This window comes from Mesorhizobium sp., assembly GCF_041661565.1.
Lineage (GTDB): Bacteria > Pseudomonadota > Alphaproteobacteria > Rhizobiales > Rhizobiaceae > Mesorhizobium.
In genome coordinates this window covers 1-22,429 of the sequence record NZ_JBAZUD010000085.1, presented here as the reverse complement: position 1 = coordinate 22,429, position 22,429 = coordinate 1, and the positions used below count along the sequence as shown (strand labels likewise).

Here is a 22,429-nt window from a genome sequence, read left to right as displayed (position 1 = left end):
AGATGAAGCGAGACGGATGGATGTCCATCACATTGTCGGTGAAGCCATGCAGCTTCGAGGACACGATGTCGTGGTAGCTGTAGTAGAGGAGCGGGATCTGGCCGACCTCGTCGATGAGGACCCGCTCGGCATCGGAGAGGTCCTTCATGCGATCTTCCGGCTTGCCGCCGGCGGCGGCGGCCTTGTCCATGGCCTCCTCGTATTTCGGGCTATTGTAGTCCGAGTAGTTGTTGCCGCTCGCCTTGCGCGAGATGCCGAGGAAGGTTTCCGGATCCTTGTAATCGGCGATCCAGGCGGCGCGCGCCACGTCATAATCGCCTTTCTGCTCAAGGAAGGAATAGTGGGTCTTGGTGTCGGTGTTGAGCAGCGTGACGTCGACGCCGAGCGGCTTCAATTGCTCTTGGATGGCGACCGCCGTGTTCTTGTGATTTTCCGAAGTGTTGTAGCGGATTTCCATCTTCAGGGGTTTCTCGGGAGTATAGCCGAGCTTCTCAAGGATTTTCTTGGCCGCATCCTCGCGGTCGATCTGGGACATGTCGGCGAATTTGGCCATCGCCGGTGTGTAGCCCTCGATGCCGGGAGGCACCATCGAGTAGCCGGGCAGCATGGCGTTCTGCCAGACCTTCTCCGCCAGGAAGTCGCGGTCGATCGCCATCGAAATGGCATTGCGCAATTCCGGATTGTCCCAGGGCGCCTTGTCGGTCTTGATCGCATAATAATAGGTGCCGAGCTGAGGTCCGACGCGGATCTGATCGCCGAACTTGGTCTTCAGGTCAGCGAGCTGTTCGGTCGGAAGGTCGTCATAGCTGTCCAGTTCGCCTGCCTCGAAGCGCTTCATCGCCGACGAGCGATCTTCGGTCGGGATATAGTTGACCACGTCGAACTTGACGCTCCCGGCATCCCAGAATTTCGGATTCTTGACCAGCTTCATATGGTCGTTAGGAACCCACTCAGCCAATGTGTAGGCACCGTTCGAAACCAGATTGCCCGGCTTGATCCAGTCGGCGCCAAGTTTCTCAATGGACGCCTTGCTGACGGGATAGGTCGCCTGGTGCGTCAGCATTTCGAGGAAATAGGGCGTCGGCGCCTTGAGCGTCACCTCCAGAGTGCCGGCGTCGATCGCCTTGACACCCATGTCCTCCACCTTGCCCTTCTTGGTGTTCACTTCCTCGGCATTCTTGATGGGATAGAGCATGGAAGCGTATTCGGCGCCGGTCGCGGGATCCTCCAGCCGACGGAAAGCGTAGACGAAATCATCCGCCGTCACCGGGCTGCCATCCGACCACATGCCGTCCTTGCGCAGCTTGAACGTATAGACGGTGCCGTCGTCCGAAACCGTCCAGCTTTCGGCCGCGCCCGGAATGATGTTCGCCTTCTCGTCCTGCATGATCAGGCCCTGGAACAGGTCACGCAAGACATTCGCTTCATAGACCGTCGAGGTCTTGTGCGGGTCGACCGATTCCGACTCGGCGGCGGTGCCCCTGTTGTAGACGGTCTCGGCGAAGGCCGGCGCATGGAACGCGCCGACCGCCAAAGTCATGGTCGTGGCGAACACTGTCGCCTTCAGCATGTTTTTCAGCATGAAGTTCTCCCTGTCGGCGACGCCACCGGCGAGCCTTGAGTGTTGACGCCCCGGATCCGATGCCTGGTCCTTCGAGCGCGCCGCCGGTTCCCTTCCCGCGGCTGGTGCCCAAACACTAACGCGGTGAGTTTTTATTTCAACAGACTCTCTGGGTCACCCAAAGTAAGGCGCGACGAAAGCTGTGCCGCGCGGTCGCAAACAACCGCCGAAATCAGAAGCTTGACTTGATTTCTTCATTTCGATGCGGATTTCCACAAGATTGTGGGGGCGAGGTCGGCTCGTCGGCAATGTGCCGGCGCAGCCTCAAGGATGCCCGGCTGCTTTTCGCTGCCTTGCGAACGATTTACCGAACGAATGCGTCGCACCCGTGAGTAACACTTGGCGTGAAACACAAAGAATCGACCGAAGACGCACGGGTTTCAAGAATAGTCTGGACCTTCCGTGGGCGTATCAACGCTCAGCCAGTCGAACCGCCCGACGAAGCAACCAAGCGCCGACAGTGAAAGCTCGGTCTGCCCGACGACTTCGGCCTCGCCGTCCAGCCTGGTGAGCGCGCCGATCTCGCCGGGCAAGCGCCAAACGGCCGCCGACGCGCTGAAATTGAACACACAGAGCAGCTTCTCGCCGACGCCCACGCGGATGAAGGCAAGCACGTCGCCCTCCGCGTCGAGTAAGCGGATCGAGCCCGTCACCAGCGCCTCATGGTCCCTGCGCATGGCCAGCGCGGCCCGATAGAACGCAAGCACCGAGGAATTGTCGGCATTCTGGACATCGACCGCACGGACTTCATGGCTGGCGGGTACCGGTAACCAGGGTCTCCCCGTTGAAAAGCCCGCATTTTCGGCGCCGGCCTGCCATACCATCGGCGTGCGGCAACCGTCCCTGCCCTTCAGGCCAGGCCAGAAGCGGATGCCGACGGGATCGCGCAGGTCCTCATAGTTCAGCACCGCCTCCTCAAGGCCCAGTTCCTCACCTTCGTAAAGGCAGATCGAGCCGCGCAAGCAACACAACAGCAGGATCGAGAACCTCGCGACCGCGTCGGGATCGCCGCCCGGTCTTGTCCAGCGACTGACATGGCGAACCACGTCATGATTGGAGAACGCCCAGCAGACCCAGCCATCGGATACGGACGTTTCGAAAGCCTCGACGCAAGCGCGCACATGCGCCGCGGAAAACTCCGGCCCCAGCAGATCGAACGTGTAGCACATATGGAGTTTGTCGCCGCCCGTGGTGTAGGCGGCCAACGTCTGCAGCGAGCGGCCTTCGTCGCCGATCTCGCCAACCACGGCCCGATCGTCATACTCATCGAGCATTGCGCGGAAGCGCGTGAGGAATGCCAGGTTTTCCGGCTGTGTCTTGTCGAACAGATGCTCTTGGTAGAGGTAGGTGCTGGCCTCGGTGTTGGTGCCGGCAACGCTCGATGCCAGGGGCGGATTGCTGCGCAGCCAGCGGTCGTGAACGTAGTAATTGACCGTATCCAGCCGGAAGCCGTCGACGCCACGATCAAGCCAGAAGCGGACCGTGTCCAGCAGCGCGTCCTGGACCTCCAGATTGTGGAAATTCAGGTCGGGCTGCGAGGCGAGGAAATTGTGCAGATAGTATTGCCGGCGGGTCGAATCCCACTCCCATGCCGGGCCACCGAAGACGGAAAGCCAGTTGTTTGGGGCGTTGCCATCGGGCCTGGCATCGGCCCAGACATACCAGTCGGCCTTGGGGTTGGTCCTGCTGGCCCGGCTCTCGAAGAACCAGTCGTGGCTTTCGGATGAATGCGACAGCACCTGGTCGATGATGACCTTCAGGCCGAGCCGGTGCGCCTCGGCGACCATCGCATCGAAGTCGTCCAAAGTGCCGAACATCGGGTCGACCGCGCGATAATCCGATACGTCGTAGCCCATGTCGGCCATTGGCGACTTGAAGAAGGGCGACAGCCAGATGGCATCGACGCCAAGCGAGGCGACATGGGCCAGCCTCGATGTCACGCCACGCAGGTCGCCGCTGCCGTCGCCTGTCGTGTCCTGAAAGGAACGCGGATAGATCTGATAGATGACGCACCCGCGCCACCACGGCGCATTGTCACTTTCCGCCATGGCGGTTCTCCTTTGGTCTGACCCGCGCGACGTTTCGCTCGATCATGAACATAACTTGGCGTCCCGGAACCGGTTGCGAGATGTTCCCGCCTTCTTCGATGGCCGGTACCCAGGCAAAGTCCGCGCGCTCGGGCAGCGTGAACATGCAGGCCCGACGATCTCCGTTGATGACAGTAGCGAAACGTTCTCCGTCGGCCGGGCCACCCGTGATCATGACCAGCCGGTGCCGCCGCGGATCCTGCCAGTCCTGCTCATCGAGCGGCGCCCCTGTCTCTGTCAACCAGGCCACATCCGGTATCTCCGAACCAGCCGGTGGCCGACCGGTCAGGAAGCTCGAATCCGACAGCGCCGCCACCTTGCGGCGCATCGCGGCGAACAGCGCGGTGTGGTGCTCCAGCGCCTGGTTGCGCCCGGCCCAGTCGAGCCAGGTGATGGCGTTGTCCTGTGCATAGGCGTTGTTGTTGCCTTGCTGGGTACGGCCGAACTCATCGCCGGCCGTCAGCATGATGGTGCCGCGCGAGGCAAACAGCGTGGCCAGCAGCGCGTATTGGTCGCGCAGGCGAGCCGCCGCGACTGAGGGGTCGTCAGCATCGCCCTCGATACCGTTGTTCCACGACAGGTTTTCATCGTGGCCGTCGCGATTGTGCTCGCCATTGGCTTCATTGTGCTTGTGTTCATAACGCACGATATCGGCCAGCGTCATGCCGTCATGGGCGGCGATGAAGTTGACGGTGCGGCTGGCCTGTTGTCCTGACTTGCCAAAGACATCGGACGAACCGGCAAGCCGGGTCGCCAATGCGCCCACAATGCCGGCGTCGCCACGCCAGAAGCGCCTGATATCGTCGCGGTACTTGTCGTTCCATTCGAGGAAGGGCGGCGGAAAATTGCCGAGCTGATAACCGTGATAGCCGATGTCCCAAGGCTCGGCGATGAGCACGCGTTCGGCCAATAGCGCATCGTTGCGCATCGCCCTCAGCAATGGCGCGTCAGCGTCGAACCTGCCGTCGACCCGCCCGAGTATGGACGCCAGGTCGAAGCGGAAGCCATCCACCCCCGCGCGGCGGACAAAGTGGCGAAGCGTGTCGAGGATCAATTCCGCGACGACCGGGTGATCGCAGGCAACCGTGTTGCCGGTGCCGGTGTCGTTGGCCAGCGTGCCGTCGGGCTCATGCCTGTAATAGGCCTGATTGTCGAGGCCGCGCAGCGACAGCGTCGGCCCGAGCCAGTCGCTCTCGCCGGTGTGGTTGAAGACGAGGTCGAGGATGGTGCCGATACCGGCTTTGCGCAGGGCGGCGACCGTGTCCCGCAATTCGACAATGCCGCCCGGCGCCAGGCGCGGATCGAGCGCCATGAACGTCACCGGATTATAGCCCCAGGCATTGCGCAGCCCGAGCGGCGGCAGATGCCGCTCGTCGATCGACGCAGTTACCGGCATCAGTTCGACGGCGGAGACGCCGAGCTTTGTGAGATGCTCGATGATAGCAGGGTGGGCAAGCGCCGCGATCGTACCGCGCTGCACTTCCGGGATGTCCGGATGTAGCTTGGTGAAGGCGCGGACGTTGAGCTCGTAGATCAGGCCGCCGGGCTGGAAGACGGGCGGTAGAGGCGCCACCGGCTCTGGCAACGCGACCACGATTGCCTTTGGCATCAGGGGTGCGGTGTCGGCCCCCTGGCTACGTCGCTGGGCAAGCCGCCAATCGTGGGCGTAGGGCCTGTCGATTTCGATGGCGTAGGGATCGATCAGCAGCTTGTCCGGGTCGAACCACCGGCCCCGCTCCGGCGCGTAGTCGCCATCGGCGCGAAATCCGTAGCGGGTTCCGGGTCCAAGGCCGGCGGCGAACAGCGCGTGGACCCCATCGCCTTCGGACTGCAGTTCCAACCGATCGAGTTCACGTGCCCCATGCTCGTCGAAGATCGAGACCCAGAGGCGACGGGCCGACGAGGACCAGGCAGCGAAGCGGATGCCCGCTTGGGTGATGGTGGCGCCGAGTTTGGTCACTGGAAAACATCGCCCAGGCTAGCGCGAAGCACCCCTCGGGTGGCACAGCGCCACAGACCCCTTATTGTCTCAGACGGCGCTGTGCGTGAGCTACGGAAACCCAGCGTCACCCTCAAGTAATCACGCTCGGCTTGGGGCGGCCGGTGTGGCTGTGGATTTCGGCGATATCATCGGCGGCGGCAATCAGGTCGGCAAGGGCGACCTGGGTGTCCAGATCGTGCTTCGACTTGTCCGGCTCGTAGCGCTCGATGTAGACGCGCAAGGTCGCGCCCGAAGTGCCGGTGCCGGAGAGCCGAAAGACGACGCGCGAGCCGCCTTCGAACAGCACCCTGATGCCCTGATGCTCGCTGGTCGAACCGTCGACCGGGTCGTGATAGGCGAAGTCATCGGCGCTGGCGATGGTCATGCCGCGCACGCTGGTGCCCGGCAGCGAACCGAGCTTGGCGCGGAGTTCGTCGACCAGCGCGTTGGCGCGGTCGCTTTCGACCTCCTCATAGTCGTGGCGCGAATAATAGTTGCGCCCATAGGTCGCCCAGTGCTCGGTGACAATCTGCTTGCAGCTTTCGGCGCGCGCGGCAAGGATGTTGAGCCACAACAGCACGGCCCACAGGCCGTCCTTTTCGCGCACATGGTTGGAGCCTGTGCCTGCGCTTTCCTCGCCGCAGATCGTTGCCATGCCGGCATCGAGGAGATTGCCGAAGAACTTCCAGCCGGTCGGGGTTTCATAGAGTCCGATGCCGAGTTTGTCGGCCACGCGGTCGGCGGCGCCGCTGGTCGGCATCGAACGGGCGATGCCCTTCAGGCCGTCCTTGTAGCCGGGCGCCAGATGGGCGTTGGCGGCCAGCATGGCTACCGAATCCGACGGGGTGACGAAGATGCCCTTGCCGATGATCAGGTTGCGATCGCCGTCGCCGTCGGAAGCAGCGCCGAAATCCGGCGCGTCCGGACCCATCATCTCGTCATAGAGATGCTTGGCATGAACGAGGTTCGGGTCGGGATGGTGGCCACCGAAATCCGGCAGCGGCTTGAAATTGCGGCAGGTGCCGTCCGGCGCGCCGAGCCGGTTCTCGAGGATCTCCTTGGCGTAGGGACCGGTCACCGCATGCATCGCATCGAAGCGCATGCGGAAACCCGACTTGAACAGTTTGCGCAGCGCGTCGAAGTCGAACAGGCTTTCCATCAGTCCGGCATAGTCGGCGACCGGGTCGATGATCTCGACCGTCATGCCGGCGGCCTGGACCGTGCCGATACTGTCGATGTCGATCGGATCGATATCGGCGGTCTTGAAACTCGAAATCGACTTGGTCTTCTCGAAGATCGCGTCGGTGAGCTTTTCAGGCGCCGGGCCGCCATTGCCGGCATTGTACTTGATGCCGAAATCCTCATGCGGTCCACCCGGATTGTGGCTGGCCGACAGGATGATGCCGCCGAAGGTCTGATACTTGCGGATGACATGCGAGGCGGCGGGCGTCGACAGGATGCCACCCTGCCCGACCATCACCTTGCCGAAGCCGTTGGCCGCCGCCATGGCGATCGCCTTCTGGATGACCTCGCGGTTGTAGAAGCGGCCATCGCCGCCGATCACCAGCGTCTTGCCCTCGAAGCCCTCCAGCGCATCGAAGATCGACTGGATGAAGTTCTCGGCATAGTGCTCCTGCTGGAACACCGGCACCTTCTTGCGCAGGCCCGACGTGCCGGGCTTCTGGTCGGAATAGGGTTTGGTGGGGACGGTTCGGATCATGCTTCAGGCAGCCCCTCTCGAAAGCAGCGAACGATAAAGTTCAATGTATTTCTCCGCGCTCTTGTCCCACGACACATCGGCCTTCATGCCTTGGCGCTGTAAGGCCTCCCACACAGCCGGAGCATTATAAGCGTCGACAAGACGGCGCATCGCGTGCAGCAAGGCGCCGGCATTGTTGGGGGCGAACTGGAAACCGGTGGCGACACCGGCCGAGACCGCGGCTTCATTGGCATCGATGACCGTATCGGCCAGGCCACCCGTGCGGGCGACCACCGGAACGCAGCCGTAGCGCAGGCCGTAGAGTTGTGTCAGCCCGCAGGGTTCGAAGCGCGACGGGATGACGATCGCGTCGCACCCGCCTTGCATGATGTGCGAGAGCCCCTCGTCATAGCCGACAACGACCCCGACGCGGCCGCGATGCCGAGCCGCGGCGGCGAGCAGCGCGCCTTCCAGACCCGCATCGCCCGCCCCCAGGACGGCAAGGCGCACGCCCGTTGCGACAATGCCGTCGACCACCGTCGCCAGAATGTCCATGCCTTTTTGCCAGGTCAGGCGGCTGATGACGCAGACGATCGGGCTCTCGTCGCGATCGAGGTTGAAGCGCTCCTCGACGGCCGCCCTGTTGGGCGCGCGCGCCTTCAGGGTCTTGGCCGCGAAGGTCGAAACCAGATGCTTGTCGGTTTCCGGATTCCAGATGCCGGTGTCGATGCCGTTGACAATGCCGTGAAGATCGTTGGAGCGCATGTTGATGAGGCCGTCGAGACCCATGCCGAATTCCGGTGAGCGGATCTCCTGCGCGTAGGTCGGGCTGACGGTGGTGATTGCCCAGGCGGCCTGCAGGCCGGCCTTGAGGAAGCCGACGCCGCCATAATATTCGACGCCGTCAAGAGCCATCGCCGCGGCCGGCAGGGCTAGCTCGCCGAAAATGCCGGCGCCGAACTGGCCCTGGAAGGCGAGGTTGTGGACAGTCATCATGGACGGGACGCCGACCGCCTTGCCGTAACGCATATAGGCAAGCGTCATCGCCGACTGCCAGTCATGGGCATGGACGATATCGGGCTGGTAGCGTGCAATGGCGCCGCCGGCGATATCGCCGCCGACCTGGCTCAGCGCCGCGAAGCGCCGCCAATTGTCCGGCCAGTCGGCTCCCGACGGGTTGCCATAGGGGCCGCCGGGACGATCAAACAGATGCGGCGCGTCGAGCACCAACAGATCGAGCCCGGCAAGCCGCACCGCATGGACCGAGGCCTTCCCGCCTTGCAGCAGCGGATACTGCAGGACCGGCTTCTTTTTCTTGAAGGCAGCCATCACGCTCGGAAAACCAGGAATGAGCGTGCGCATGGTCACGCCCTTGGCGGCGAGAGCGATCGGCAGTGCTCCGGTCACGTCGGCAAGCCCGCCGGTCTTGATCAGCGGGAAGATTTCGGGCGTGACCGACAGAACCTGCATGCGTCAGAGACCTAGCTTGTCGATCATGTCCTGAGTGACCAGGCAGATGCCCTTTTCGGATAGGCGGAAGCGCTTGGCGTCGAGGATGGGGTCTTCGCCAACCACCAGCCCTTCCGGTATCCTTACACCGTGGTCGATGACCACGCGCTTCAACTTCGCGTTCCGGCCAACGTGAACGTCGGGCAGCATGACGACTTCTTCCAGCGTCGAATAGGAATTGATGCGCGCGCCGGTGAAGATCAGGCTTCTCTTCAGCGACGCTCCGGACACGATGCAGTCGCCCGACACCAGCGACGACACGGCCGAACCGCGGCGGCCATCCTCGTCATGAACGAACTTTGCCGGTGGCTTCAACTCTGCATAGGTCCAGATCGGCCAGTCACGGTCGTAAAGGTCGAGCTCGGGGGTGATATCGGTCAGGTCGATATTGGCTTCCCAATAGGCGTCGACGGTTCCCACGTCGCGCCAGTAGGCTTCGTTTTCGGCAGTCGAGCGGACGCAGGATTTGGCGAAGCGGTGTGCGACCGCCTTCCCGTGCTCGACGATATAGGGAATGATGTCCTTGCCGAAGTCGCGGCTCGACCCCGGTTCGGCGGCGTCGCGGCGCAACTGATCCATCAGGAACGTAGTCTTGAAGACATAGATGCCCATGGAAGCCAGCGCGAGTTCAGGCTGGCCGGGAATGCCCGGAGGATCGGCCGGCTTCTCGATGAAGGAAATGATGTTGTCCTTGTCATCGACATGCATGACACCGAAGCCGGTTGCTTCCATGCGCGGCACTTCGAGGCAGCCGACCGTGACGTCGGCATTGGCGTCGACATGCTGGCGCAGCATCAACTCGTAATCCATCTTGTAGATATGGTCGCCAGCGAGGATCACCATGTATTCCGGGCCATAGGCCTCGATGATGTCGATGTTCTGGTAGACGGCGTCGGCCGTGCCCTCGTACCACTGCGTCTCCGACACGCGCTGGCTGGCCGGCAGGATGTCGAAGCTCTCGTTTCGCTCCGGCCGCAGGAAGTTCCAGCCACGCTGCAGGTGGCGGATCAGCGAATGCGCCTTGTACTGGGTGGCGACGCCAAGACGGCGGATGCCGGAGTTGAGCGCGTTGGACAGGGCGAAGTCGATGATGCGCGTCTTGCCGCCGAAATAGACGGCAGGCTTGGCGCGGCGGTCGGTCAGTTCCCTGAGGCGGCTGCCGCGGCCGCCGGCCAATACATAGGCCATCGCATCGCGCGCCAGCGGCTGGGTTCGTTTCGTTTCTGCCATCTCACCCTCCCAAATTCATTCAATCCCGAAATGGCTCAGTCGGCGACAAGTTCAAGCATGATCGTCGCCAGCGGCGGCAAAAGCATTGTTGCAGAGACGCCGCCGCCCTGCTCAACCGCTTCGACCGTGCCGCCATTGCCCTTGCCGGAACCGCCGTAGTCGGCACCGTCGGTGTTCATGATCTCGCGCCACTTTCCCGCTTTCGGCAAAGGCACGCGATAGTCGTCGCGCGGCACGGGCGTGAAGTTGGAGATGACGGCCACCGGATTGCCGCCAGGCGCACTGCGCAGCCAGGCGAAAACCGAGTTCTGGCTGTCATCGGCGATCAGCCAGGAGAACCCTTCCGGCTCGCAGTCGCGCCCATGCAGCGCCGGACGCGAGCGGTAGAGGTAGTTGAGGTCGCGCACCGTCTGCCAGACGCCGCGATGCTGTGGCGAATCGAGCAGGTTCCAGTCGAGCGCGCGTGCCTCGCTCCACTCGCGCCGCTGCGCGAACTCCTGCCCCATGAACAACAGTTTCTTGCCGGGATAACCCCACATGAAGGCATAGTAGGCGCGCAAGGTCGCGAATTTCTGCCAGTCGTCGCCGGCCATCTTGGCAAGCAACGTTCCTTTGCCGTGAACGACCTCGTCATGCGAGAGCGGCAGGACGAAGTTTTCCGAATAGGCGTAGACCAGGCCGAATGTGAGGTCGTTGTGGTGGTGCTTGCGGTAGATCGGCTCCCTGGCGAAATACTCCAGCGTGTCGTGCATGAAGCCCATGTTCCACTTGAAGCCGAACCCCAGCCCGCCTTCATGCACCGGCGCCGAGACCTTTGGCCATGAAGTCGATTCCTCGGCTATGGTGATGACGCCCGGATGGTGGCCGTAGACCTCCTTGTTCATCTTCCGCAGGAAGCTGACCGCCTCGAGGTTTTCGCGGCCGCCTTTTTCATTGGGGATCCATTCGCCGGCCTTGCGGGAATAGTCGAGGTAAAGCATCGAGGCGACCGCATCGACGCGCAGACCGTCGACATGATATTTTTCGGCCCAGAACAGCGCGTTGTTGACCAGGAACGACACCACCTCGCGCCGCCCGAAATTGTAGATCGCTGTGTTCCAGTCGGGATGGAAACCCTGGCGCGGATCGGCATGCTCATAGAGCGCGGTGCCGTCGAAATGCGCCAGGCCGTGCTCGTCGACCGGAAAATGCGCCGGCACCCAGTCCAGTATGACACCGAGGCCGGCGCGATGGGCGCCGTCGACGAAGCGGGCAAAACCGTCCGGATCGCCAAAGCGGGCCGACGGCGCGTAGAGACCGGTCGTCTGATACCCCCAGGACGGATCGTAGGGGTGTTCGGAGATCGGCATGAACTCGATGTGGGTGAAGCCGGTTTCGACCACATAGGGGATCAACCTGTCGGCCATCTCGTCCCAGGACAGGAAGGTTCCGTCGTCGCGAAGCTGCCAGGAGCCGGCATGGACCTCGTAGATCGAGATGGCTTCGCGCCGGGGATCGGCATTGCGCCAGTAATTGCGGTGCGCCTCGTCGCCCCATTCATGCGCCGGCGGCATGGCAACGACGGAGGCCGTCGCCGGACGCAATTCGGACTTGAAGGCGAACGGATCGGCCTTCAACGGCAACCTGACGCCATCCGGGCCGATGATCTCGTATTTGTAGGGATGGCCGGCGCCGATATCGGGAATGAAGACTTCCCAGATGCCGGTGTCGCGACGGTCGCGCATGGAGTGCCGGCGACCGTCCCATTCATTGAAGTCGCCGACCACCGAGACGCGCCTTGCATTGGGAGCCCAGACGGCGAAATGCACGCCGGAGGCACCCTCGTGCTCGATGACATGCGCCCCAAGCTTGTCGAACAACCTCAGATGCGAACCTTCGGCAATGTAGTAATCGTCCATCGGGCCGAGCACCGGACCGAATGAATAGGGGTCCGTCAGCCACCAGTCTCCGCCAGCGTTCCTGGCATGATAGCGCAGCGGCTGACGCTTGCGGATCGACAGCCTGCCTTCGAAAAATCCGCCGTCGTCGCGTCTTGACAGTTCACCCGCGACGCTGCCGTCCAGCGTATAGGCGGTGACGAACTCGGCGTGTGGAACAAAGCAACGCGCAAACAGACCCTTGCCGACCTCATGGACGCCGAGGACCGCGAAGGGATCTCCGTGCGTGCCGGCGACAATCGCCGCAACATCGCTGGCGGCCGCCAGTCCGTCCGGCCCGCCTGTCGCAGCGGTCACGCTCGGCTTCCTCATAAGGCAGTGTCCCTCCTCGGGCACCAAATGCTTGTTTTGTGCATGTCATTGCCATTAACCGCAACGCGCTCGGGCGAGTTCCCGCACGCACCACATCGTTCATGGCCTCATGCAATCACATCAGACAGGCACGTTCCAGATTTCTTTCGCGTATTGACGGATCGTGCGATCGGAAGAGAACCAGCCGACACGCGCCACGTTGCGGATCGCCCTGGCATACCAGTCGGGACTGTTGCGCCAGACCGCATCCACCTCGCGCTGTGCATCCGAATAGGCATCGAAATCCGCGGCGACCATGAACCAGTCGCTGTCGAAGAGACCGTTGATGAGCTCGCGATACCGCTCCGGATCGTCCGGCGAGAAAACGCCCGACGAAACCGCGGCGACCGCTTGTGAAAGTTCCGGCGAGCCTTCGATCACCGCGCGGGGATTGTAGCCGTTGTTGCGCCGTTCGGCGACCTCGGCGGTGGTCAGGCCGAAGATGAAGATGTTGTCGTCGCCGACGCATTCCTTGATCTCGACATTGGCGCCGTCCAGCGTACCGATGGTGAGCGCCCCGTTCAGCGCGAACTTCATGTTGCCGGTACCGGACGCCTCCATGCCGGCGGTCGAGATCTGCTCCGACAGGTCGGCGGCCGGCATCATGATCTCGGCCAGGCTGACATTGTAGTTCGGCACGAACACGACCTTCAGCAGGCCACGCACGGCCGGGTCGCGATTGATGACCTTGGCGACGTCATTGGCGAGTTTGATGATCAGCTTGGCATTGTGGTAGCTGGGAGCCGCCTTGCCGCCGAAGAATTTCACGCGCGGCATCCAGTCGCGCTCGGGATGCGAGCGGATCTGGTCGTAGAGCGAGATCGCCTCGAGGATATTCAGAAGCTGGCGCTTGTATTCATGGATGCGCTTGATCTGGATATCGAACAGCGCCGAGGGATCGACCTTGATGCCGAGCCGATCGGCGACAAGATTGGCCAGCCGCACCTTGTTCTCCCGCTTGACGGCGGCGAACTTGTCGCGAAACAGGGCATCGTCGGCGAAGGCATCGAGATCCTTGATGGCGTCGATGTCATCAAGGAAGCGGTCGCCGATCGCCTCGCGGGCGAGCGTTGTCAGACCAGGATTGCACTGAATCAGCCAGCGCCGCGGCGTGATGCCGTTGGTCTTGTTGTTGATGCGGTCGGGATAGAGCTCGTGAAGGTCGGCGAACACCGTTTCCTTCATCAGCTCCGTGTGCAGCGCCGAGACGCCGTTGATCGAGTGGGAGCCGACAAATGCGAGATTGCCCATGCGTACCCGGCGATCGCCATTTTCCTGGATCAGCGAGATGCGGCTGATCTGCTCGTCGGAGAAGTGGTTGGTGGCGCGTGCCTCGAGAAGCACCTGCGCGTTGATGGCGTAGACGATTTGCATGTGACGCGGCAGCAGCCGTTCGAACAGCGGCACCGGCCAGCTTTCCAGGGCTTCGGGCAGCAGCGTGTGATTGGTATAGCCGAAGGTGCGCTTGGTGATATCCCAGGCGAGGTCGAAATCCATGCCGTGGACATCCATCAACAGCCGCATCAGCTCCGGTACCGCGATGGCCGGGTGGGTGTCGTTGAGATGGATCGCCGCCTTGTCTGGCAAGGACTGCAGATTGCCATATTGGCTGAGATGGCGCTGCAATATGTCCTGCAGCGAGGCGGTGGAAAAGAAATACTCCTGCCGCAGCCTGAGTTCCTGCCCCGCCACGTGGGAATCGGCGGGATAAAGCACCCGCGACAACGCATCCGCCTTGTTGCTTTCGGCCAGCGCGCCGATGTGGTCGCCGGCATTGAACTTGCTGAGCAGGATCGGATCGATCGGCATGCCCGACCACAGCCGCAGCGTGTTGACACGGTTAGCCCGCCAGCCGACGACCGGCGTGTCGTAGGCGACGGCAATGACATGCTCGATCGGTTTCCAGACATGACGCTCCAACCGGCCATCCTTGGCAGTGATCGATTCCACCGACCCGCCGAACCCGACATCGAAAGAACGTTCGCGCCGCTCGAACTCCCAGGGGTTGCCGTGATCGAGCCAGGTCTCGGGCAGTTCGACCTGCCAGCCGTCATGGATCTCCTGCCTGAACATGCCGTTGGCGTAGCGGATGCCGTAGCCATGCGCGGGAATGTCGACCGTCGCCATGCTTTCCATGAAGCAGGCGGCAAGCCGGCCCAGGCCGCCATTGCCAAGCGCTGCATCGGGTTCGAGCGCGGCGATAAGGTCGAGGTCGACGCCGAGCGACGACAAGGCGTCGCGCATATTGTCCATCAGGCCCAGATTGGAAAAGGCATCGCGCATCAGGCGGCCGATGAGGAACTCCAGCGACAAATAGTAGACGCGCTTTTCCTGCTGCTCGTAGGCTTCCTTCGTCGCCTGCATCCAATGATCGACGATGCGGTCGCGCACCACCATGATCGAGGCGGTGAGCCAGTCATACTGGGTCGCGACCGTGGTGTCCTTGCCGACCCTGTATTTGAGAGCACTCAAGACCTCGGCCGCGAGCGTTTTTGGATCGGGGTTTTCGAGTTCGGGTCGGGGAGCTTGAGATGTCATCGCGCGCGTCATGCTGCCTCTTGTAGGGTTGCCACGATCATACCGGCTTTCACCATTCCTCCCAGCCCATGCTAGCGCAATCCCTTAATTGCTCAATCGATTTAGATCTCCGACCACCAGCCAGCCCTGCGGCAATTTGCCAGCAGTCGCCCGCCGGCGCCGGCCGCCGTCAAGCCGCCAGCGCGGCCTCCGGTGGAACCTTGGCCCCGGTCATGAAGGCGACGGCATCCGACATCGTATATTGCTTGGGATCGATGACGGCGAGACGACGGCCCAGCCGATGGATGTGAATGCGGTCCGCCACCTCGAAGACATGCGGCATGTTGTGCGAGATCAGCACGATCGGCAGGCCGCGCCGCTTCACGTCGAGCATCAGTTCCAGGACCCGGCGGCTCTCCTTGACGCCCAGCGCGGCGGTCGGCTCGTCCATGATCACGACACGGCTGCCGAAGGCCGCGGCGCGCGCCACCGCCACGCCCTGGCGCTGGCCGCCCGACAGCGTCTCGACCGACTGGTTGATGTTCTGGATGGTCATCAGGCCGAGTTCGGAAAGCTTCTCGCGCGCTTTCTTCTGCATCGCCGACCGGTCGAGCATGCGCAGCCATTGCCCGACGAAGCCTGGCTTGCGGATTTCCCGGCCAAGGAACATGTTGTCGGCGATGGAGAGCGCTGGCGACAGGGCCAGGTTCTGGTAGACGGTTTCGATACCGGCCAAGCGTGCCTCGATGGGCGAGCGGAAATGCACCACCTTGCCGTCGAGTTCTATCGCGCCGGCATCCGGGATCACGGCACCGCACAGCGCCTTGACCAGTGTCGATTTGCCGGCGCCGTTGTCGCCGATGACGGCAAGGATTTCACCGGGCATCAGGTCGAAATCGGCATTGTCGAGGGCCACCACCCTGCCATAGCGCTTGTTGAGGCCTTTAGCCTGGAGAATGGGCTGGGTGCTCATGCTGAAATCTTCCTGATCCACTGATCGATGGTGACAGCAAGGATGATGAGGATACCGACGGTGAATTCCTGCCAGAGCGAGTCGACGCCCGCCAGCGCCAGGCCGTTGCGGAACACGCCGACGATCAAGGCGCCGAACAATGTCCCCAGAATCGAGCCGCGCCCGCCAAACAACGACGTGCCGCCGATGACCACGGCGGTGATGGCGTCGAGATTGGCGGTCTGGTTGCCTAGCGGACTGGCGGCGCCGATGCGGCCGATGAGCGCCCAGCTGGCGACCGCGCAGATCAAGCCGGCCAATGTATAGACGGCAATCAGCGTGCCGCGTGTGTTGATGCCGGCAAGCCGTGCCGATTCCGCGTCATCGCCGGTCGCATAGACGTGGCGCCCGAAGGCCGTCCGATTGAGCGCGTACCAGACAATGAGGGCCGTCAGGATCATCGCGATGGTGCCATAGGTCAGCACCGCGCCGCCACCCAGCCTGATCGTATGTCCGAGCCACTGAAGCCACGGTCCCATCGTCTCGATGTCCTGCGCCCTCACGGTTTCGGAGTGCGAGACATAGATGACCATGGCGCCATAGACGCTCCAGGTTCCAAGCGTGACGATAAAGGGCGGCAGCTTGATGATGGCGACGAGGACGCCATTGATGAGGCCGCACAGCAAGCCCGTCAGCATGCCCAGAACAAAGGCGATTTCGACCGGAACACCGTAAGTGACGGTCAACCTGCCCATGACGATGGACGACAGCACCATCATCGCGCCAACCGACAGATCGATGCCGGCGGTGAGGATGACCAGGGTCTGCGCGATGCCCAGAAAGGCGATGATGGTGACCTGCTGCAGGACGAGCGACAGATTGAACGGCGCAAAGAACCGGCCGCCGGCCGCCACCGAGAAAATCAGGATGCCGACGACAAGCACGATGAAGGGAATTGCTGTCGGATATTCGTGCAGGAACCTCTGGAGGCTCTTCAGGCCCGAGCGGCCGTCCTCCTCGAAGCTTGCCACCGTCTGATCACTGCCCTGGAGGCCGCGTTCGGCTGTGGCCGAACCGCTTGTGTCGTCACTCATGTCCAGTCCCCTCCCAAGGATCGCATGTTTTGGAAAGAGCGGCCGGGGCCGCCCTTTCCGTCGAAGTGTAAACCCTTCTTTCGGGTCTTAGGAAGGTCTCAGCCCCAGCAGAGTTCGAGGCCCTTCTTGGTATCGATGGATTCGACGCCCTTGACCGGCTTGTCGGTAATCAGCGTCGCACCGGTGTCGAAGAAGTCCTTGCCGGGGGTGGGCTTTGGCTTTTCGCCGGTCTTGGCGAATTTCTCGATCGCTTCCATAGCCAGCGCCGCCATCTTCAGCGGGTATTGCTGCGAGGTTGCGCCGATGACGCCGGCTTCTACGTTCTTGACGCCCGGGCAGCCGCCGTCGATCGACACCACCAGCACCGAGCCATCGTCCTTGCCGGCGGCCTTGAGCGCCTGGTAGCCGCCAGCCGCCGCCGGTTCATTGATTGTGTACATGATGTTCACGTCCGGGCATTTCTGCAGCAGGGTTTCCATGGCGGTGCGTCCGCCATCCTCGGCGCCGCCAGTCATTTCATGCCCGCAGATACGCTCATCGGCCTCGTCGCCGTATTTCTTCGGATCCTTGATGTCGATGCCAAAGCCTTTCATGAAGCCCTGGTCGCGCAGATAGTCGACGGTCGGCTGGTTGGTGGCGAGGTCGAGGAAGGCAATCTTGGCGCTCGATGCCTTGTCGCCCAGCGTCCCCTTGGCCCACTCGCCGATCAGTTCGCCTGCCTTGAAGTTGTCGGTCGCGAACGTCGCGTCGGCCGCGTCGATCGGGTCGAGCGGCGTGTCGAGCACGATGACCAGCAGGCCGGCATCGCGCGCCTTCTTGATCGTCGGCACGATGGCGCTGGAATCGCTCGGCACGATGGCAAAGCCCTTGGCGCCGGCTGAAATTAGGTTCTCGATCGCGGCGACCTGGCTGTCATTGTCGCCATCGAACTTGCCCGCGAAGGTCTGCAGGGTAAGGCCGAGTTCCTTCGCCTTGGCCTGTGCGCCCTCGCGCATCTTGACGAAGAACGGATTGCCTTCGGTCTTGGTGATCAGGCCGACAATATCGGCCGCGTGCGAGGTCGAGGCCATCGCGCCATAAAAGGCAAGACCGGCAACGGCCGCCTTTAGAATATTCCACTTACCCATGACTTCCTCCCAGTGAACATCCAGGATGCCGGCCAACCGACATCCGCAGCGCATCCAACGAAGTTCTCCCAGTATGGACGCCGCCTCAAAAGATACCACGCCGGAGCCTCTGTCAATAATTAAATCACTCTTATTTATTATTGACAGCATTGCATCGTTCACCCATTCTGGCCCAAAAGCATCGAGGGGAACGACGGGAGGAAACAGGGTGGAAACCGCCATTGCGAGGCACGGTTCGCCCGAAGCGAATGACAGCCTTATTCACCGCGGCACCAATCAGAGCGGCATGCGCGACCACAATGAGCGGCTGGTGCTCTCCCTGGTGCGGCAGCATGGCAGCCTGGCGAAATCCGACATCGCCCGCATGACTGGGCTCTCGGCGCAGACGGTCTCGGTCATCATGCGCGAGCTGGAGGAAGAAAGCCTGCTGCTGCGCCAGGCGCCGTTGCGCGGCAAGATCGGCCAGCCTTCCATTCCGATGGCGCTCAACCCGGAGGGCGCCTTCTTCATCGGCCTGAAGATCGGCCGCCGCAGCGCCGAACTCGTGCTGATCGATTTCCTGGGCAATGTCCGGTCGATGCTGCAGCATTCCTACCGCTACCCGGCGCCGCGCGAGACCGTGGAATTCGTCACCAGCGGCATGCGGCAAATGCGCGGCGAGCTGACGCCGGCGCAGGACAAGCGCATCGCCGGCGTCGGCATCGCCATGCCGTTCGAATTGTGGAACTGGGCCGATACCGCCGGCGCCCCGCGCGACGTCATGGACGAATGGCGCCACCGCGACATCCGCGCCGAGATCCAGGCGCAATGCGACTTTCCAGTCTACCTGCAGAACGATGCGACCTCGGCCTGCGGCGCCGAACTCGTCTTCGGCCAGGCGGGCGCGGCGCGTGACTTTGTCTATTTCTACATCGGCGCCTTCGCCGGCGGCGGCATCGTCTTGAATGGCCGCCTGTTCGGCGGGCCAACCGGCAATGCCGGCGCGCTCGGCTCCATGCCCGTGCCCGGGCCGGATGGAAAGCCGGCCCAATTGATCGACGTCGCATCCATCGCCATGCTGGAAAAGGCGCTCAACGCGCGTGGCGTCGAGGCCTCGCATTTGTGGACGTCGCCGGAAGACTGGGGCGACATCGGTCCCGAACTCGACGGCTGGATCGCGAGTGCCGCGAAAGCGCTGGCCTATGCCATCGTCTCGGCATCCTCGGTCATCGACTTCGAGGCGGCGGTGATCGACGGATGGATGCCTAAGGCGGTGCGACGCCGTCTGGTCGATGCCATCATCGAAGCGATTGCCAAGATCGATGGCGAGGGCCTCAAGCTGCCGACCGTTCGCGAAGGCACCGTCGGCATTCACGCCCGCGCGCTCGGCGGCGCCAGCCTGCCTCTGTCGGAACGGTTTCTGATCGGCTCGACGACCATTTCCAGGAGCATCTGAATGCTGATCGGGATCCCGCCGCTGCTCGGTCCGGAGCTTCTGGCGACGTTGCGCGCCATGGGCCATGGCGACGAAATCGCCCTGGTCGACGGAAATTATCCGGCCGAAAACCAGGCAACCCGGCTGGTGCGGGCCGACGGTCACGACCTCATCCCAGTGCTTGACGCGATTTTGAGCATCCTGCCGGTGGACGACGCCGTGCCGGAAGCCCTGTTTCGCGCATCTGTGAAAGGCGATCCTTCGCTGGCCGATCCTGTCCATCACGAGATGGAGGCGATCTGCGCCAGACGCGCGCCGGGCCGCAAGGTGGTTGCGCTGGCCGGCGGCGACTTCTATGCACGGGTCAAATCGGCGTTTGCCATCGTCGCGACAAGCGAGCCCAGGCTCTACGCCAATATCATCATCCGCAAGGGCGTGATCCATCCGCCGGAGACCAGAAAGCCATGATCCTTTGCTGCGGCGAAGCCCTCATCGACATGCTGCCGCGTATAGCGACCAATGGCGAGCCGGCCTTCGCGCCCTATGTCGGCGGCGCGGTCTTCAACACGGCGATCGCGCTTGGCCGGCTGGGGGCGCCGGCGGGTTTCTTTTCCGGCCTGTCGTCGGACCTGTTCGGCGGCGAGTTGCGGGACGCGCTAGGGGCCAGCAAGGTCAGTTCCACCTATGCGCACACGTCGCCCCGGCCAACCACGCTGGCCTTCGTACGGCTGAACAACGGCCAGGCGACCTACACATTCTATGACGAGAACACCGCCGGACGCATGCTGACCACCGACGACCTGCCGGAGCTCGGCGGCGAGATCGAAGCCATGCTGTTTGGGGCCATCAGCCTGATCTCCGAGCCCGCCGGCAGTGCCTACGAGGCCTTCATGAAGCGCGAGCATGAAAGCCGCGTCATGATGCTCGACCCCAACATCCGGCCGAACTTCATCCCGGACAAGGCCAGGCACCTCCGGCGCATCCGCACGATGATGGCAATGGCGGATATCGTGAAACTATCGGACGAAGACCTGCTCTGGTTCGGCGAGGCGGGCTCGCACGAGGACGTCATCCGCAACTGGCTCGACCGCGGGCCCAAGCTGATCGTCGTCACGCACGGCAGCGAAGGCGCGGTCGGCTACAGCAAGGATCATGCCGTGACGGTCATGCCCGACAAGGTCGAAGTGGTCGACACGGTTGGCGCGGGCGATACGTTCAACGCCGGCATTCTCGCCTCGCTGCATGAGCAAGGCCTGCTGACCAAGACGGCTATCGCCGGGCTTTCGCAGGATGCCATCCGCAAGGCGCTGGAGCTTGGCACCAAGGCGGCGGCGGTGACGGTTTCGCGAGCCGGCGCCAACCCGCCCTGGCGACACGAAATCGCCTGAACGAGGCCGTCACCATAAGTTGAGCCGGTCGATCACTTTATGTTTCGCAGGCTGAGGCCATCAGACTATAAGTGTGGGATAGTGCGCGATTGAGCCCGGATTTCCGGCATCTCGCGGAAGATCGCTGGACCTATCGGTAACAGACCGCGCCATCATGGCAATGCGCGGCGCCGGCCCTGCGACTTTCTCGGCACGCGCAACTCTGGTACCAGCGGACCACTATCTGGCTAAACCGCCCTATCCTTGGTCACAACCTTCGAGGCCGACATGCAGTTCATCGATCTTGGCGCACAGCGCGAACGAATCCGCGATCGGCTGAAGGCCGCTATCGACCGCGTGGTCGACGAGGGCCGCTACATTCTCGGCCCGCAGGTCACCGAGTTCGAAAACAAGCTCGCCGCCTATGTCGGCACCAAACATGTCGTTGCCTGCGCCAACGGCACCGATGCGCTGCTGCTGCCGCTGTTTGCGGCCGGCATCGGTCCCGGCGACGCCGTGTTCGTGCCGAGCTTCACGTTTGCGGCCACCGCAGAAGTGGTGGCGTTGGCCAAGGCGGAGCCGGTCTTCGTCGATGTCGATCCGGTGACCTACAACATCGACATTGCCAGCCTTGAGGCGGCCATCGCCATGATCAAGAAGGAAGGCCGGCTGAAGCCGAAGGCGATCATTCCCGTCGACCTGTTCGGACTTGCCGCCGACTACGATTCCCTCATGGCGATTGCCGACCGCGAAGGGCTGATGGTGATCGAGGACGCCGCCCAGTCGATGGGCGGATCGGCCGATGACAAGATGTGCGGCTCATTCGGCCATGTGGGCTCGACCAGCTTCTATCCGGCAAAGCCGCTTGGCTGCTACGGCGATGGCGGCGCCATGTTCACCAATGACGACGCGCTGGCCGAACAGCTCCGATCCTTCGCTTTCCACGGCAAAGGCGAAACGCAATACGACAATGTCCGCATCGGCATCAATTCGCGCCTCGACACCATCCAGGCAGCGATCCTGATCGAGAAGCTGGCCATCCTCGAGGACGAAATGGTTGCCCGTCAGGTGGTGGCGAACCGTTATGCCGAAGGCCTCGGCGATATCGTCACGGCGGCCCGCAATTTGCAGGGCGGCCGTTCCGCATGGGCGCAATACGCGATCGAGACGCCAAAGCGCGACGGGCTGAAAGCGCATCTGGGCGAAAAGGGCATTCCATCCGTCATCTACTACGTCAAGCCGCTGCATGCCCAGGTCGCTTACCGCGACTACCCGCGCACCCCCAACGGCCTCGCCGTTTCGGAGGAACTGCCGAACCGGATCCTTTGCCTGCCCATGCATGCCTATCTGAGCGAAGCCGACCAGGACCGCATCATGGAGACGATCCGAAACTATATCGGCTCGAACTCCACGCGGGCCGCCGCCGAGTAACACCGGTCAGCCGGCGTCGACTGATCCGGCCCCTGCCCTGCCGCTGGCGATGAAATGCGGATTGGCGAAGTCCGCGTCATCGCTTTGGCCACGCTTGCCATAGACCAATGGC

Annotated in this window: 15 protein-coding genes; 4 read left to right on the top strand and 11 right to left on the bottom strand. The window is 62.7% G+C overall.

Annotation, left to right across the window (positions count from 1 at the left end):
* The 11 genes from WC739_RS15940 to WC739_RS15890 form a co-directional block, all read right to left on the bottom strand.
* A partial coding sequence (locus WC739_RS15940) for a peptide ABC transporter substrate-binding protein (RefSeq protein ID WP_372953992.1) occupies nucleotides 1–1,582 on the bottom strand: 1,582 nt, incomplete at its 3' end.
* A 419-nt stretch (nucleotides 1,583–2,001) separates the two neighbouring features.
* Nucleotides 2,002–3,669 (bottom strand): alpha-glucosidase family protein, encoded by a 1,668-nt coding sequence (locus tag WC739_RS15935; protein WP_372953991.1) that lies wholly within the window; start codon nucleotides 3,667–3,669, stop codon nucleotides 2,002–2,004.
* Complete coding sequence (glgX, locus tag WC739_RS15930; protein ID WP_372953990.1) at nucleotides 3,656–5,668, bottom strand: glycogen debranching protein GlgX; 2,013 nt, start codon at nucleotides 5,666–5,668, stop codon at nucleotides 3,656–3,658. The genes WC739_RS15935 and glgX overlap by 14 nt, the downstream gene beginning before the upstream one ends.
* 112 nt (nucleotides 5,669–5,780) lie before the next feature.
* Complete coding sequence (locus WC739_RS15925) at nucleotides 5,781–7,409, bottom strand: alpha-D-glucose phosphate-specific phosphoglucomutase (protein WP_372953989.1); 1,629 nt, start codon at nucleotides 7,407–7,409, stop codon at nucleotides 5,781–5,783.
* Between the two features lie 3 nt (nucleotides 7,410–7,412).
* Nucleotides 7,413–8,858, bottom strand: a complete 1,446-nt coding sequence (glgA, locus tag WC739_RS15920; protein WP_372953988.1) for a glycogen synthase GlgA — start codon at nucleotides 8,856–8,858, stop codon at nucleotides 7,413–7,415.
* Nucleotides 8,859–8,861: 3 nt separating this feature from the next.
* Nucleotides 8,862–10,127: a glucose-1-phosphate adenylyltransferase gene (glgC, locus tag WC739_RS15915; protein ID WP_372953987.1), complete on the bottom strand. Its 1,266-nt coding sequence runs from the start codon at nucleotides 10,125–10,127 to the stop codon at nucleotides 8,862–8,864.
* 35 nt (nucleotides 10,128–10,162) lie between these two features.
* Nucleotides 10,163–12,376 carry a 1,4-alpha-glucan branching protein GlgB gene (gene glgB / locus WC739_RS15910; RefSeq protein ID WP_372953986.1) on the bottom strand — a complete coding sequence of 738 codons (2,214 nt, stop codon included), beginning with the start codon at nucleotides 12,374–12,376 and terminating at the stop codon, nucleotides 10,163–10,165.
* Nucleotides 12,377–12,496: 120 nt separating this feature from the next.
* Nucleotides 12,497–14,965 carry a glycogen/starch/alpha-glucan phosphorylase gene (locus tag WC739_RS15905; protein ID WP_372953985.1) on the bottom strand — a complete coding sequence of 823 codons (2,469 nt, stop codon included), beginning with the start codon at nucleotides 14,963–14,965 and terminating at the stop codon, nucleotides 12,497–12,499.
* Between the two features lie 157 nt (nucleotides 14,966–15,122).
* Nucleotides 15,123–15,905, bottom strand: coding sequence for an ATP-binding cassette domain-containing protein (locus tag WC739_RS15900; protein WP_372953984.1), 783 nt, complete (start codon nucleotides 15,903–15,905; stop codon nucleotides 15,123–15,125).
* Nucleotides 15,902–16,978, bottom strand: a complete 1,077-nt coding sequence (locus WC739_RS15895) for an ABC transporter permease (RefSeq protein ID WP_372953983.1) — start codon at nucleotides 16,976–16,978, stop codon at nucleotides 15,902–15,904. The genes WC739_RS15900 and WC739_RS15895 overlap by 4 nt, the downstream gene beginning before the upstream one ends.
* Nucleotides 16,979–17,076: 98 nt before the next feature.
* Entirely contained in the window at nucleotides 17,077–18,105 is a 1,029-nt protein-coding gene (locus tag WC739_RS15890; RefSeq protein ID WP_372953982.1) for a sugar ABC transporter substrate-binding protein, read from the bottom strand.
* A gap of 208 nt (nucleotides 18,106–18,313) precedes the next feature.
* Here WC739_RS15890 and WC739_RS15885 point away from each other — a divergent pair, with 208 nt between their 5' ends.
* The 4 genes from WC739_RS15885 to WC739_RS15870 all read left to right on the top strand — a co-directional run bounded on the left by WC739_RS15885 (nucleotide 18,314) and on the right by WC739_RS15870 (nucleotide 22,317).
* Nucleotides 18,314–19,540, top strand: a complete 1,227-nt coding sequence (locus WC739_RS15885; protein WP_372953981.1) for an ROK family protein — start codon at nucleotides 18,314–18,316, stop codon at nucleotides 19,538–19,540.
* Nucleotides 19,541–19,987: an RbsD/FucU family protein gene (locus WC739_RS15880; RefSeq protein ID WP_372953980.1), complete on the top strand. Its 447-nt coding sequence runs from the start codon at nucleotides 19,541–19,543 to the stop codon at nucleotides 19,985–19,987.
* Nucleotides 19,984–20,907, top strand: coding sequence for a carbohydrate kinase (locus WC739_RS15875; protein WP_372953979.1), 924 nt, complete (start codon nucleotides 19,984–19,986; stop codon nucleotides 20,905–20,907). The genes WC739_RS15880 and WC739_RS15875 overlap by 4 nt, the downstream gene beginning before the upstream one ends.
* A 267-nt stretch (nucleotides 20,908–21,174) precedes the next feature.
* Nucleotides 21,175–22,317, top strand: a complete 1,143-nt coding sequence (locus tag WC739_RS15870) for a DegT/DnrJ/EryC1/StrS family aminotransferase (RefSeq protein ID WP_372953978.1) — start codon at nucleotides 21,175–21,177, stop codon at nucleotides 22,315–22,317.
* Nucleotides 22,318–22,429: the final 112 nt, after the last annotated feature.